Here is a 14174-nt window from a genome sequence, read left to right as displayed (position 1 = left end):
TCGCGGGATGGCGTGTTTCAGCCTCACCCGTGAAACCGGAAAGGGACCAAGATGGCGACGGTGAAAGTGACCGATGCGAGCTTCGAGCAGGATGTTCTCAACTCCGCCGAGCCCGTCGTCGTGGATTTCTGGGCGGAGTGGTGCGGTCCCTGTCGGCAGATCGGGCCGGCGCTCGAGGAGATCTCCGCGGATTTGCAGGGCCGGGTGAAGATCGCCAAGGTCAATGTCGACGAGAATCCCGGCATCGCCTCGCAATACGGCATCCGGTCGATCCCGACGCTGCTCCTGTTCAAGGGCGGCCAGCGCGTGGACCAGAAGGTGGGCGCGGCGCCGAAGGGCGACCTCTCCCGCTGGATCGCGGCCCAGACCGCCAACGCCTGAGACAGACTCTCGCGCGGCGCCTTCCTGGGCGCCGCGGGCCAATGCCAGAAGCCCGGCTCGTGCGAGCCGGGCTTTTTTCGTGCGGGCCTCCCCGGCAGCGGCCGGTCGCGCGGCCCAACGAAAAAAGGCCTGGCTCCGAGGAGCCAGGCCTTCCGGTTTCGAGACCGTATCGTCGGCTTAGTAGGTGCCGAACTTGTAGTTCAGACCGGCGCGCACGACGGCGAACTCGGTGTCCTGGCGACGGCCGAGGAGGCCGGTGTTCAGGACATTGCCGTTCGGCAGAACCGCGAAGGCGCCGTTGAGGCGGTTGTTGTTCTCGAGGTTGACGTAGAGGCCTTCGACCTTGAGCGTCACCGCCGAGGAGCGGAAGAAGTTCAGGAACGAGTCGGTCGGGAGGGCGTACTCGACGCCGCCGCCGGCGGTCCAGCCGGTGCGGAAGTCGTCACGGCTGCCGTTCGGCAGGCCGAACTGACGGCCGCCGCCAGCGCCGTAGGCGAAGCCGCCGGTGCCGTAGAACAGGACGCGGTCGAAGGCGTAACCGATGCGGCCGCGGACGGTGCCGAAGAAGTCGAGGCTGGCCTGACCGTTCGGGTTGAACACCAGCGAGCCCGGGGTCACGAAGCCGCCGGCCGGCAGCGTCGCGAAGGCGAAGCGGTTCCGGTTGCGGCCGAAGTCGACGTACTGAGCGTCAGCCTCGATACCCACGACCAGGCCCGAGCCCGGGGTGAACTGGTAGTTGTAGCCGATCTGACCACCGCCGACGAAGCCGTCGTTGCTGCTGCCGTTGCTGAAAGCAACCTGGCCCGGGACGAACGCGGTGTTCGCGGCGTTACGGAACAGGCCGGAAGCGGCCGGCAGGTTCACGACGGTCGGAGCGCCGTTGTTGCTGGCATCGAAGCCGTAACCAGCGTTGAAACCGGCGTAGAAGCCCGTCCAGGTGAACACCGGAACAGGGGTGAAGATCGGCGGCGCGGCGCGGCGCGGCAGATCGGCGGCCGTGGCGGCCGCGGTGAGGGCCGTAAAGGCCGCAAACGAGGTGAGAAGCTTCTTCACTTTTATGATCCCCAGCATTGTGCCCGATCGATGGCGAAACTACGGGATTTTCCACAGTTAAGATGTAGCGCTGAGGACACACCGGGTCCGGCTCCGCACCCGGCCGATGTCAATGGTGGATAGCGGGGATTGCTGTTCACGGCCTGATCTCGGCCCGTCCCGGAGGCATCAGGGCCGGCTGGAACCTGCCGATTCCCTTGAAAATCAAGCAGGTTGCCGAACAAGGTTGCGCCATAACCTTTGTTGCACGCGAGCTGCGAAGCCCCTCAGGTCGGCGGGGTGCCGTTCGCGGTCAGCACCGCGCCCGCGAGATAGAGCGAGCCGCAGATCAGGATGCGGGGCGGCTGCTCGAAGGCGATGTCGGAGACCATCGCGAGGGCCGCCTCGACGCTCGCGGCGACGCGGGCGCTGAGGCCCACCGAGGCGGCGATCTGGGCGACTTCCTCGGCGGGCCGGGCCGCCATCTGGCCGGCGATCGGCACCGCGATGAGGGCGCGGGAAAGCCCGACGAAGTTGCGCAGGAAGCCCTCGGCATCCTTAGTGCCCAGGAGCCCGACGATCAGCACCAGGGGGACGTCGCTGCGGTCGCCGAGATCCGCCACGGCGGCGGCGAGGATGCGCCCGCCATCGATGTTGTGGCCGCCGTCGAGCCAGAGCTCGGTGCCGGCCGGCAGCTGGTCGGCGACCAACTGGGCGAGGTGGCCGCGGGCGAGGCGCTGCAGGCGCCCGGGCCAGTCGACGCTGCGCAGGCCCGTCTCGATGGCCGCGACCCCGATGTCCCCGAAGCCCGCCGCGCGCAGGGCCGCGATGGCGGTGCCCGCATTGGTGAGCTGATGGCGTCCGCTGAGGCGCGGCAGCGGCAGGTCGAACAGGTCGGTCTCGTCCTGGTAGACGAGGCGGCCGCGCTCCTCGTGGACCGAGAAATCCTGGTTGCCGACGCGGATGGGCCCGGCGCCGACCGCCTCGGCATGGCGGCAGAGCACCGCGTCGGCCTCGGCGTAATCCTGGGCCGCGATGATTGCGGGGCAGCCGCGCTTGAAGATGCCGGCCTTCTCCCCCGCCACCGCCGCGACGGTGTCGCCGAGATATTCCGCGTGGTCGCGTCCGATCGGGGTGACGACGGCGGCGGCGGGCGCGTCGATCACGTTCGTGGCATCGACCCGGCCGCCCAGGCCCACTTCGAGGAGGAGCACGTCGGCAGGCACTTCCGAGAACAGCAGCAGCGCCGCGGCGGTGGTGATCTCGAAGACGGTGATCGGGTCACCCCCATTGACCGCCTCGCAGCGCGCGAAGGCGTCGGCGAGGCGGTCCTCCGGCACGAAGTGGCCGCCCCCGATGGCGCCGAGCCGGATGCGCTCGTGGAAGCGCACCAGATGGGGCGAGGTGTAGACGTGGGCCGCCAAGCCCCCCGCCTCCAGGATGGCCCGCATGAAGGCGATGGTGGAGCCCTTGCCGTTGGTGCCGGCCACGTGGATCACCGGCGGCAGGCGCCGCTCGGGATGGTTGAGCTTGGCCAGCAAGCCTTGGATGCGCCCGAGCGACAGGTCGATCGTGCGCGGATGCAGGGCGAGGAAGCGCGCCATCAGCGCGTCGGAAGAATCCATGGGTCGCGTCGTGTCAGGCCGGCTCGGGCAGGGGCAGAGAGGCCTGGGCCGGGAGTTGGGCGGGTGACGGGTTCATGGCGCGGGCGCCGTTCGAATCGGGCGTGTTCATCAGGAGGCCGCAGAGGCGGGTCACGGTCTCCTTGAGGGCGTGGCGGTGCACCACCTGGTCCACCATGCCGTGCTCGCGCAGGTACTCGGCGCGCTGGAAGCCGTCGGGCAGCTTCTCCCGGATGGTCTGCTCGATCACGCGGGGGCCGGCAAAGCAGATCAGCGCGCCGGGCTCGGCCAGGTGCACGTCGCCCAGCATCGCGTAGGAGGCGGTGACGCCGCCCGTGGTCGGGTTCGTCAGCACCACGATGTAGGGGAGGCGCGCGGCGTTGAGGCGGCGCACCGCCACCGTGGTGCGCGGCATCTGCATCAGCGAGAGAATGCCCTCCTGCATGCGCGCGCCGCCGGAGGCCGAGAACAGGACGAAGGGGGTGCGCTTGTCGAGGGCCGTCTCGGCGCCGCGGATGAAGGCCTCGCCGGCCGCCATGCCGAGAGAGCCCGCCATGAAGCCGAATTCCTGCGCGGCCAGCGTCATCGGAAGGCCGCCGACACGGCCGTACCCGACCTTGAACGCGTCGGCCATCCCGGTCTTGGCCCGCGCCTCCTTGAGGCGGTCGACGTAGCGCTTCTCGTCGCGGAACTTGAGCGGGTCGGGCGCCACCTCGGGGAGCGGCACGTCGATCCAGGTGCCCTCGTCGAACATCATCTTGAGGCGCGCCTGAGCGCTCATCTTCAGATGGTGCTCGGAGCCGGGAATCACCCAGTGGTTCCCCTCCACCTCCTTGTGGAACACCATCTGGCCCGTGTCCGGGCACTTGATCCAGAGATTCTCCGGGGTCTCGCGCTTGAACAGGGTCTTGATCCTGGGGCGCACCACCTCCGAGATCCAGTTCATCGGTTCCACTTTCATCGCGCGTCGTCCGGTTCGAGCCACCGCTTGATATCAGGTCTCGGCGGGTATCCCGCCAGTGTGGCGGCCCGGGGGCCGGCCAGTATCCGGCCGGGGCCGCCCGGCACCCGGTCGGTGCCGCCTTACGCTTTCCTGGCCGAGCGCACGCCTTCGGCGAGTTCGCGCACGAGCCCCGTCACCGCCGCGACGCTGTCCGGCCCCGCCCGGCCCTCGGCATCGAGGGAGCGCGCCAGCGCGTCGACGAGGGCCGAGCCCACCACGACCCCGTCCGCCCCCCGGGCGATCGCGGCGGCGTGGGCGCCGGTCTTCACCCCGAAGCCCACCACCACGGGCAGGTCGGTGTGGCGCCGGATGCGGCCCACCGCCTCCGCGACCCTGCCGAAATCGGGCGTCGCCGTTCCGGTGATGCCCGTGATCGAGACGTAGTAGACGAAGCCCGCCGTGTTCGCGAGGACGGCGGGCAGGCGGCGCTCGTCGGTCGTCGGCGTCGCGAGGCGGATGAAGGCGAGGCCCCGGGCCAAGGCCGGCAGGCAGAGCTCGTCATCCTCCTCCGGCGGCAGGTCGACGACGATCAGCCCGTCGATCCCGGCCTCCACCGCGTCCTCGAGGAAGCGCGCGACCCCGTAGGCATGGATCGGGTTGTAATAGCCCATCAGGATCACGGGCGTATCGGCGTTGCCGGCGCGGAAACGGCGCACGAGCTCCAGCGTCCTCACCACGCCCTGGCCGCCCTTCAGCGCCCGCAAGCCGGCGGCCTGGATCGCGGGGCCGTCCGCCATCGGGTCGGTGAAGGGCAGGCCGAATTCCACGATGTCGGCGCCGGAGGCCGGCAGCGATTCCAGGACCTTCAGGGAGGTCTCCGGGTCGGGGTCGCCGGCCATCACGTAGGTGACGAGGGCGGCGCGTCCCTCCGCGCGGCAGCGGGCGAAGGTGGCGTCGATGCGGTTGAGGGAGTCGGTCATGGCTCAGGGTCCGGCTCGGACTTCGGCTCGGGCTTCCCGGCGCGGGGACCCGCGCGGGATCGGACGACCGGCCGGCGCCGATCGGGGCATCAAGCCGCCGCGCCTACACCATCGGGGCCCCAGGGTGAAGCGAAAGCCGGCCGCGGGCGGCCAAGCGCGGCCAAGCGCGCCTCCGCAGCCCCGCAAGCGCGGCCCCGCAGCCCTGCAAGCGCGGCCGTGCGGTGGGCGCGCGGGCCCCGCGTCCCATATGCCCAGGCGCCGCGGCCCCGGTCGCGCGATGCCGGAGGCGCGAGATGGCCGATACCTGCAAGGCTCCCCCGATCTTCGAGACCGCCGAGGGCCGGCGCCTCGTCGCGGCCCGCACGGATCCGGCCTGGCGGCTCTGGGGGCCGTATCTCAGCGAGCGCCAATGGGGAACGGTGCGGGAGGATTACAGCGCCGACGGCGAGGCCTGGGACTACCTGCCCCACGACCATGCCCGCTCCCGCGCCTATCGCTGGGGCGAGGACGGGATCGGGGGCTTCGGCGACACCCATCTCAACTGGTGCCTCGCGCTCGCTCTCTGGAACGGGCGCGACCCGATCCTGAAGGAGCGCCTGTTCGGCCTCACCAACCAGGAGGGCAACCACGGCGAGGACGTCAAGGAACTCTACTACTACCTCGACGGAACCCCGACCCACACCCTCATGCGGATGCTCTACAAGTACCCGCACGCGGCCTATCCCTACGAGGCGCTCGTCGCCGAGAACCGCCGCCGCGGCCTCGACGACCCGGAATTCGAGATCCTCGACACCGGGCTGTTCGACGAGGGCCGCTACAGCGACGTCGAGATCGCCTACGCCAAGGCCGCCCCCGACGACATCCTGATGCGGATCACCGTGACGAACCGCGGCCCCGAGCCGACGCGCCTCGCAGTGCTGCCGCAGCTCTTCGCCCGCAACATCTGGTCCTGGCGCCCGGGGGCCCTGCGCCCCGCGCTCGCGCAGGACGGGGACGGGGTCTCGGCCGCCCACCCGGACATGCCGCCGATGCGCCTCGACGCCGACGGCGCGCCCGCCTGGCTCTTCACCGAGAACGACACCAACACGCACCGGCTGTTCGGCACCGGCGACCCGACGGCCTTCACCAAGGACGGCATCGACCGCTACCTCGTCCAGGGCGAGGCGGGCGCCGTGAACCCGGCCCGCGCCGGCACCAAATGCGCCGCCCTGCACTGGCTCGATCTCGGGCCCGGCGAGGCGAAGGTCCTGCGCCTGCGCTTCCGCCGCGCGGGCGCCGGCGGCGCGCCGTTCGCGGATTTCGACGCGGTCTTCGCCGAGCGCCACGCCGAGGCCGACGCGTTCTACGCCGCACTCCAGCGCGACATCGCCGACCCGGACCTCGCCCGGGTCCAGAGGCAGGCGCTCGCCGGCATGCTCTGGTCGAAGCAGCTCTACCATTACGACATGCGCGAGTGGCTCGCGGGCGACCCGGCCCAGCCGCCGCCCCCGGAGGCGCGCCGCCACGCCCGCAACAGCGATTGGCGGCATGTGCGCGCCAACGACATCATCTCGATGCCGGATGCCTGGGAATATCCCTGGTTCGCCTCCTGGGACCTCGCGCTGCAGAGCCTCGTCCTGGCGATGGTCGATCCCGATTTCGCCAAGGGCCAGCTCCTGCTGCTGGTCGATGAGGCCTACACCCATCCGAACGCCGCTTTGCCGGCTTACGAATGGGGATTCGGCGATGCCAACCCGCCCTTGCACGCCTGGGCGGCCTGGCGGGTGTTCGAGCTCGACCGGGCGCTGACCGGAACGCCGGACCACGATTTCCTCAAGCGCATCTTCAACCGGATGATTCTGAACTTCACCTGGTGGGTGAACCGCAAGGACCAGGAAGGGCGCAACCTGTTCCAGGGCGGCTTCCTCGGCCTCGACAATATCGGGATCTTCGACCGCTCGAAGCCCATCGGCAACGGCGACGAACTCACCCAGTCGGATGCCACCGCCTGGATGGCGATGTTCGCCCTCAACCTGATGCGCATCGCCATCGAGCTGGCGCTGCAGGACCGCACCTACGAGGACATGGCGGGCAAGTTCTTCGAGCATTTCCTGCTGATCGCGGCAGCCACCGGCGAGGGCGTCTGGGACGAGGAGGACGGGTTCTTCTACGATGTGATCGAGACCCGATCGGGCGCCCGCCGGCCGATCCGCGTCCGCACCCTGGTGGGGCTGATCCCGATCTACGCGGTGGCGGTCCTGTCCGAGGCCGAGACCGCGCGCCTGCCGGGCTTCACGGCGCGCCTGCGCTTCTTCCTGCAGAACCGGCCGGACCTCGCGAGCCTGGTCTCGCGCTGGAACGAGCCGGGCCAGGGCCGCACGGGCCTGCTCTCGCTGCTGCGCGGCCACCGGCTCAAGGCGCTGCTGCGCCGGATGCTCGACCCGGCCGAGTTCCTGTCGGATCACGGGGTGCGCGGGGTCTCGCGGGTCTATGCCGACGCGCCCTTCTGCTTCCCCTGGAACGGGCGTGACCTCGGCCTCGCCTACGAGCCCGCCGAATCCCGCTCGCGGCTCTTCGGCGGCAACTCGAACTGGCGGGGACCGGTCTGGCTCCCCGTCAACTACCTGCTGATCGAGAGCCTGCACCGCTTCCACGATTATTACGGCCCGGATTTCCGCGTCGAGGCCCCGACGGGCTCGGGCCGATTCCACTCCCTGCAGGAGATCGCCGACGACCTATCCCGCCGCCTCGTCGCCCTCTCGACCCGGGGGCCGGACGGGCGCCGCCCCGTCTACGGCACCTCCCGCCTGGAGCAGGAGGATCCGCATTTTCGCGATCACGTGCTGTTCTACGAGTATTACGACGGCGATACCGGCCGCGGCGTCGGCGCCTCCCACCAGACCGGCTGGTCCGGCCTCGTCGCCCTCCTGATCCAGCAATGCGCGACGGGCCCGGCGGACCGGATGCGGCCGTGAGGGAGATCGCTCCGCCGCGCGTGCGATGACCGCGCGCCGCGGCTGCGGGCCGGCCCGAACCTTCGGGCGGTGAGGCGGCACTGCCCCGGCCTCCCGACAGGACACCTTGCGGAGGGGCGGAACCCGCGACTGGTCTCGCGGCCTGCCGCGCCACCCTTCGCGGCCCTCTCGGCCATGCCCCGGCGCGAACGCGCGGACAATGTCGCGTGGCGATGCCGCCTTTCGCGATTACCGTTCCGAATACTTGTCCCGAACACCTGTCGCGATCGCCGCAATCCTTCCTTAAGCGCCTTTCGCAAGCGCTCCTTCAATCTGTCCTGCGATCCTCCACTTGCAGGGTCTCCCGTGCCCGCCGGAGACCGTCATGGACCCCTCGTCATGGATCTGAAGGACGTCACCCTCGTCCTCGCGCTCCTCGCCGCCGCCTTCTCGCTCGCCGCCCTGGTCTGGCGCCGCGCGCGTCCGGGCCGCGAGGAGGCGGCGGTCGAGGACCTGCACGGGCGCATCGACCGGATCTCCGAGAGCGAGGAGCGCTACCGCGCCCTCGTGGAGGCCACCATGGAAATCATCGTCCAGCGCGACGCGCTCGGGCGAATCACCTTCGCCAATGCGGGCTTCGCGCGGCTCCTCGGCCGCAGCCCCCTCGACCTCGTCGGCGCCACCCTCGACCTGCAGGTGCTGGAGGATCGGAATGTGGTCCGCGACCCCGACGGCATCCGCCGCGTCGAGGCGCAGGTCCTGCCCGCCGACGGGGTGCCGCGCTGGTTCTCCTTCGTGGAGATGCCGGTCTTGCGCGAGGGCGCGCCGCCGCAATGGCTGCGGGCGGGGATCGACATCACGGGCCGCATCGAGGCGACGCGCTCCCTCGACGAGGCGCTGGCGCGCGCCGAGGCCGCCAACGTGGCGAAGTCGCGCTTCCTCGCCACCGTCAGCCACGAATTCCGCACGCCGCTGAACGGCATCCTGGGCATGGCCGACCTCGTCCTCGAGACCGGGCTCGACCCCGAGCAGCGCACCTATGTCGACGCGGTGCGCACCAGCGGCAAGGCGCTCCTCGGCCTGATCGACGGCATCCTGGATTTCTCCCGTATCGAGGCCGGGCGCCTCGACCTCGCGGCCGAGCCCTTCGACATGGCCGCCGTCGCGGAGGCAGTGGTCGAATTGCTGGCGCCCCGCGCCCAGGACAAGGGCATCGAGATCGCCCTCGACGTCGCCGACGACCTCGCGCCCCTCGTGGTGGGCGATGCCGAGCGGGTGCGCCAGATCCTCCTCAACCTCGCGGGCAACGCCATCAAGTTCACGCATGCGGGTGGCGTAGGGGTCAGCCTCGGCCGCCATGGCGAGGGCTTGGCGCTGTCGATCTCGGATACCGGGCCGGGCATCCCGGAGGACCGGATCCCGATCCTGTTCGAGGAGTTCGAGCAGGGCGACAACAGCGCGAGCAGCCCGCACGAGGGGACCGGGCTCGGGCTCGCCATCACCCGGCGCCTCGTCGCCCGGATGGGCGGCCGGATCGAGGCGGAATCGCGCCTCGGGCGCGGCTCGACCTTCCGGGTGATGCTGCCCTTGCCCGAAGCGTCGCCCACGCAGAGCGCCGCGCGGCCGGCCCCCGTCCCCCGGGTCGATCTCGGGGGGCGCCGCATCCTGATCGTGGCGGATTCGCCGTTCCAGGCGCCCTATCTCGCCCGCCGCCTGTCGCGCTCCGGCGCCGCCGCCGTGGTGGTGCCGAATCCCGAGGCCGGCCTGGCCGCCCTGCCGGCGGCTCGATTCGACGCCCTCATCGCCGACCGGGCCCTCGGCGACGAGACCGTGCGACGCCTCGCCGATGCGGCTCGCGCCAGCGGCGTGCGCTGCAGCCTGGTCCTGCTCTCGCCCTTCGACCGGCGCGAGTTCGGCGCGCCGGGCGCCGCCGGCTTCGACAGCTACCTGATCAAGCCGGTGCGGGCGCGCTCCCTGTTCGACCGCCTCCTCGCCCCGGTCCGGTCGAGCGAGGCGCTGGCGGAGCCCGCGCCATTCCCCGCCCTGCCGCCCCCGGTGCCGGCTGCGCCAAGCCAAGCCGAGCCAAGCCAAGCCGAGGCAAGCCGAGCCGAGCCAAGCCAATCTAAGCCAAGTCCGGTCGCGCCCCGATCGGCCCCGGCCGGACCCCGCGTCCTGCTCGCCGAGGACAATCCCATCAACGCGCTCCTGGCCCGCAAGGCCCTCGAACGCCTCGGCGCCCGGGTCGTGCTGGCCCGCGACGGGCTGGAGGCCCTGGCCCGCCTCGCCGAGCCCGAGAGCTTCGACCTCGCCCTGATCGACATCCGCATGCCGGGCCTCGACGGGCTCGAGACCGCGCGGCGCATCCGGTCGGCGGAGGCGATGGCCGGGACCTCGGGGGACCGGCTCCATCTCGTCGCGCTCACGGCCAATGCCGGCCAGGAGGACGAGCGGGCGGCCCGCGCGGCGGGGTTCGACGGCTTCCTGCCGAAGCCCCTGAACCTCCGGGCCCTGCCGGGCCTCCTCGACCGCCACACGGCGTGCGCTGCCTGAGAGCGCTCGGCGCGCGCCGCGTCGGCGGGCTTCGCGCGTTGACAGGCCGGGGCCCCCACGCCAACTGGAAGCCATGACGACCCCGACAATCCAGGATCAGAGTCCATCCGCGCGCGACGGCGTCATCGCCTGGAGCGTCGCGGCGCTCGTCGCCGCCACCGTGCTCATCGGAGCCCTCGTGCCCGGCCCCGCGCCGCACCACGCCGCCGCGAAGCCCGGCGAGGATACGGCCTGCCTCGAATGGAGCGACGGCTGCCGCGTCTGCCAGCGCAGCGCGGACGGGGCCGCCTGCTCGCTGCCCGGCATCGCCTGCACCCCGACGAAGGATCGCTGCCTGCGCCCATCCGGCGGGTGAGCCCGCCCGTCCTGCGCTTCGCCCCGAGCCCGAACGGCCGGCTGCATCGCGGGCACGCCTACTCGGCCCTGCTCAACGCCGCCCTCGCCGCGCGCCTCGGCGGGCGCCTGCTCCTGCGCATCGAGGATATCGACCCTGTGCGCTCCCGGCCCGACCTCGCGGCCGCGATCGAGGCGGATCTGGCCTGGCTCGGCCTGCGCTTCGACGGACCCGTGCGCCGCCAATCCGAACATCTGCCCGAGTACCGCGCTGACCTGGCGGCCCTCGCGGCGCGGGGCCTCGCCTATCCGTGCTTCTGCTCCCGCTCCGCCATCGCGGCGGCGGCCGTGTCGGCTGCCCCTGCCGATCACGGACAGGATCCGGTTCGCCGCGACCCGGACGGGACGCCGCTCTATCCCGGCACCTGCCGGCATCTCGCGGCCACGGAGGTCGCGGCCCGGCAGGCAATGGGCACCCCCCATACCTGGCGCCTCGACATGGCGCGCGCGCTGAGGGAACCGGCCCGTGCGGGCGAGCCCGGCGCCTACGCGTATCTGGCCTTCGACAGCCAGGGCGCGGTGCGGACCGTTCCGGCCGATCCCGCGCGCTGGGGCGACGCCGTGATCGCCCGGCGCGACGTGCCGACGAGCTATCACCTCGCCGTCGTCCACGACGATGCCGCGCAAGGGGTCACCCACGTGGTCCGGGGCCAGGATCTCGAGGCCGCGACCGATCTCCACCTGCTGCTGCAGCGCCTGCTCGGCCTGCCGAGCCCGCGCTACCACCACCACGCCCTGATCCGGGACCCGGCGGGGGAGAAGCTCGCCAAGTCGAAGGGATCGCAATCCCTGCAGGATCTGCGGGCCGAGGGCGTCACGCCCGCAGCGATCCGGGCGCAGCTCGGCTTTCCGGTGCCGGGCGTCGCCTGAGGGGCCTCAGCGCATCGCGTCGCGCTGCGCCATCACGGTGGCGCTGCGCGCCTTCTGCATCACGCCCTCGATCTGCTCGCGCTGGCGCTTGAACTCGGCGAGCAGCCGCCCATCGAGCTCCCGCCCGCGGGGCACCCGGATCTTCATCGGATCGACGAAGTGGCCGTTGATGATCACCTCGTAATGGAGGTGGGCGCCGGTCGAGAGGCCGGTCGACCCGACATAACCGATCACCTGGCCCTGCCGCACCTTGGCGCCCGCGCTGACGCCCCGGCCGAACCGCGACATGTGGTTGTAGGTCGTGACGTAGCCGTTGATGTGCTGGATCTCGACCCGGCGCCCGTAGCCCGAATCCCACTCCGCCTTGATCACCGTGCCGTTGCCGGCGGCGACGATCGGCGTCCCGATCGGGTTCGCCCAGTCGACGCCGGTATGGAGCTTGGCGTAGCCGAGGATCGGGTGGCGCCGGTAGCCGAAGCCCGAGCGCATGATGCCGTCCGCGATGGGCTTGCGGATCAGGAACTTCTTGAGCGATCGGCCCTGCTCGTCGAGATAGTCGATGGAGCCGTCATCGGGGGACTGGAACCGGTAGATCTTGCGGCTCTCGCCGCCGAGGTTCAGCGCGGCGTAGAGGAGATCCGGCCGCTCGGCCGCGCCCTGTCCGGCATCTTCGTCGTAGGTGTAGAACACGTCGAGGTTGTCGCCGCTGGAGATGCGACGCTGGAAATCGACGTCGTAGCTGAACACCCGCACGACATCTTCGACGGTGGAGCGCGGCAGGTCGTGGCGCGCGGCCGTCTCGTAGAGGCTCTGGTAGAGCCGCGGGCCGGAGCCGCCCTCCTCCTCGTCCTCGCCATTCTCGGCCGTGACGGGGGCCTTCGGCCGGGCCGGCGCATCCTCGGTCGGTGGCGCCACCGAGACGAACGCGCCGCGATCGTTCATCGCCGCGATGCCCTCGATGCCGTTCTCGCCGTAGAGGATCACCCGGGTCACCTGACGCGGGTCGCCGCGCTTGGTGCCCGGGGCGATCTGGACGCGGAATTGCTGGCCCTCCGCGAGGGCGGCGGTGCGCCCGCGCCCGCCGAGTGCGGCGATCACCGCGCGGATCTGGTCGTCCGCGATGTGGCCGGTCGCCTTGAGGACGCCCTCAAGGGTGTCGCCGCGCTTCAGCGCGAGGTCCCGCTCCTCGACGAGGGGGGTCTCGCTCGCGCGGAGCTCGACCTTGGCGAGCTTGGTGACGTTCTCAGGCACGACCAGCACGTCGATCGACTTGAAGGGGCTGCCCTCCTTCGGCATCGCGTTCGCGGTGTCGAAATCCGGTCCCGTCAGCCCCTGCTGCAGGGTGCGCGAGAGCATGATCTGGGGAGCGAGCGGCAGCGCCGTGCGCCGGCCGGCCTCCGCGGCAATGCGGCGCTCCTCCTCGACCTGCGCGGTCACGTCGTCGTCCCCGAGGGCGGGCGCGCTGGTCTCGACCGCGACCTCAGCCAGCTCGCGCTTGACCACCGAGACCTCGGCGCCCGGCGCCTCGGCCCCATTCGTATCGGCGGCCCGTTCCAACGGTTCGTCCGAGACGAACTTCATCGGATCGAACCGGGGGACCTCGCCCGCGAAGACGCCGGTCGACATCGACAGTGCCGTCGAGACCCGCACGAAGGGACGGACCTTGATGATCTCGCGCTCGCCGAGGCGCACCGTGACGGGGGAGCGGAAGCTCTGCTTGGCCGAGGCGATCATCAGGTTGCGCACCAGCCGATCGCCCTTGCGGGCGAGATTGGTGCCGCCCTCGCTCGGTTGCGGGCGAACCACGATCGCGGCCCGCTCGGGGATTGCCGCGAAGGAGACGTCGCCCTGCAGCGAGACGTGGAGCGCCGCGCCGATCAGCCCCGCGCCGGTGAGGCCCGTGAGGGCGCTCGCGCAGAGCCAGCGCAGGTTCACCTCGCGACGGTCGATCCGGGCGGCATCGGCACCCAGGAGGTCGAGCGGCGGCTCGACCCCGTGCGCCGTCTCGGCCGGGCGCCCGCCCGCATCCGCGTCTTGGATCTTGAGACGGCCCCGCTTCACGGACATTCCTTGTGCCAGGGTCGCCGACGCCCCGCGGCCCCGCTCCTGCGACGAAGCTCGGAGCGGGACGATCCTCGACCGGGCGAGCCGGCCTGCTTCAGGAGAAAGCATGTCCGGGCGCAGCATGTCGAGATTGAGGCGCCCGATACGCAAATGGAGCCGCAACGCCGATCAAGCCGCAGGCGAGCTCCTGGCCCGTCCCGGCCCGCGCTGGTCCCGCTGATTTTGCGCTGCGGCAAATTCCGGGTTGACCGGCGGGGAGCGGCTGCCTATATGCCTCTCAACGGCGCTGAGCTGCGGGAGCGGTTCTGGCGCTGCTGTTTTCTGTCCGATGCGGGTTGGTGGGTCCGGTGTTAAGCCGGATGCTTTGCCGTTCGTGTCGGGGCGGTGTCGGGGTTCGGGTCCGCGA

At 71.2% G+C, this 14174-nt stretch carries 10 protein-coding genes; 5 read left to right on the top strand and 5 right to left on the bottom strand.

What is annotated here, in order from left to right; genetic code table 11:
* Positions 1-51: 51 nt before the first annotated feature.
* A complete protein-coding gene (gene trxA / locus F6X53_RS18335) occupies positions 52-381 on the top strand; it encodes a thioredoxin (RefSeq protein ID WP_151001642.1) in 330 nt (109 codons plus the stop codon).
* Positions 382-558: 177 nt separating this feature from the next.
* Here trxA and F6X53_RS18330 read toward each other — a convergent pair whose 3' ends face one another.
* The 4 genes from F6X53_RS18330 to trpA all read right to left on the bottom strand — a co-directional run bounded on the left by F6X53_RS18330 (position 559) and on the right by trpA (position 4958).
* Positions 559-1434, bottom strand: coding sequence for an outer membrane protein (locus F6X53_RS18330; RefSeq protein WP_151001641.1), 876 nt, complete (start codon positions 1432-1434; stop codon positions 559-561).
* A gap of 266 nt (positions 1435-1700) precedes the next feature.
* A complete protein-coding gene (locus tag F6X53_RS18325) occupies positions 1701-3038 on the bottom strand; it encodes a bifunctional folylpolyglutamate synthase/dihydrofolate synthase (RefSeq protein WP_151001640.1) in 1338 nt (445 codons plus the stop codon).
* A 13-nt stretch (positions 3039-3051) separates the two neighbouring features.
* A complete protein-coding gene (gene accD / locus F6X53_RS18320; RefSeq protein WP_238295957.1) occupies positions 3052-3996 on the bottom strand; it encodes an acetyl-CoA carboxylase, carboxyltransferase subunit beta in 945 nt (314 codons plus the stop codon).
* A gap of 122 nt (positions 3997-4118) precedes the next feature.
* Entirely contained in the window at positions 4119-4958 is an 840-nt protein-coding gene (gene trpA, locus F6X53_RS18315; RefSeq protein ID WP_151001639.1) for a tryptophan synthase subunit alpha, read from the bottom strand.
* 293 nt (positions 4959-5251) lie between these two features.
* Between trpA and F6X53_RS18310 the strand changes: the two genes are divergently transcribed.
* The 4 genes from F6X53_RS18310 to gluQRS all read left to right on the top strand — a co-directional run bounded on the left by F6X53_RS18310 (position 5252) and on the right by gluQRS (position 11704).
* The gene (locus F6X53_RS18310; RefSeq protein ID WP_151001638.1) at positions 5252-7912 is read left to right on the top strand and encodes an MGH1-like glycoside hydrolase domain-containing protein; all 2661 of its coding nucleotides are present in this window, start codon (positions 5252-5254) and stop codon (positions 7910-7912) included.
* Positions 7913-8290: 378 nt separating this feature from the next.
* Complete coding sequence (locus tag F6X53_RS18305; protein ID WP_151001637.1) at positions 8291-10441, top strand: ATP-binding protein; 2151 nt, start codon at positions 8291-8293, stop codon at positions 10439-10441.
* Between the two features lie 73 nt (positions 10442-10514).
* A complete protein-coding gene (locus F6X53_RS18300; protein WP_151001636.1) occupies positions 10515-10796 on the top strand; it encodes a hypothetical protein in 282 nt (93 codons plus the stop codon).
* Entirely contained in the window at positions 10793-11704 is a 912-nt protein-coding gene (gene gluQRS, locus F6X53_RS18295) for a tRNA glutamyl-Q(34) synthetase GluQRS (protein WP_373875828.1), read from the top strand. Before F6X53_RS18300 ends, gluQRS begins: the two co-directional genes overlap by 4 nt.
* 6 nt (positions 11705-11710) lie before the next feature.
* Here the strand turns inward: gluQRS and F6X53_RS18290 are convergent, their stop codons facing one another.
* A complete protein-coding gene (locus F6X53_RS18290; RefSeq protein WP_373875826.1) occupies positions 11711-13765 on the bottom strand; it encodes a M23 family metallopeptidase in 2055 nt (684 codons plus the stop codon).
* Positions 13766-14174: the final 409 nt, after the last annotated feature.

This window comes from Methylobacterium soli (assembly GCF_008806385.1).
GTDB classification, from domain to species: Bacteria; Pseudomonadota; Alphaproteobacteria; order Rhizobiales; family Beijerinckiaceae; genus Methylobacterium; species Methylobacterium soli.
The sequence above is the reverse complement of the archived record's forward strand: the minus strand, read 5'-3'. Positions and strand labels throughout refer to the sequence as shown.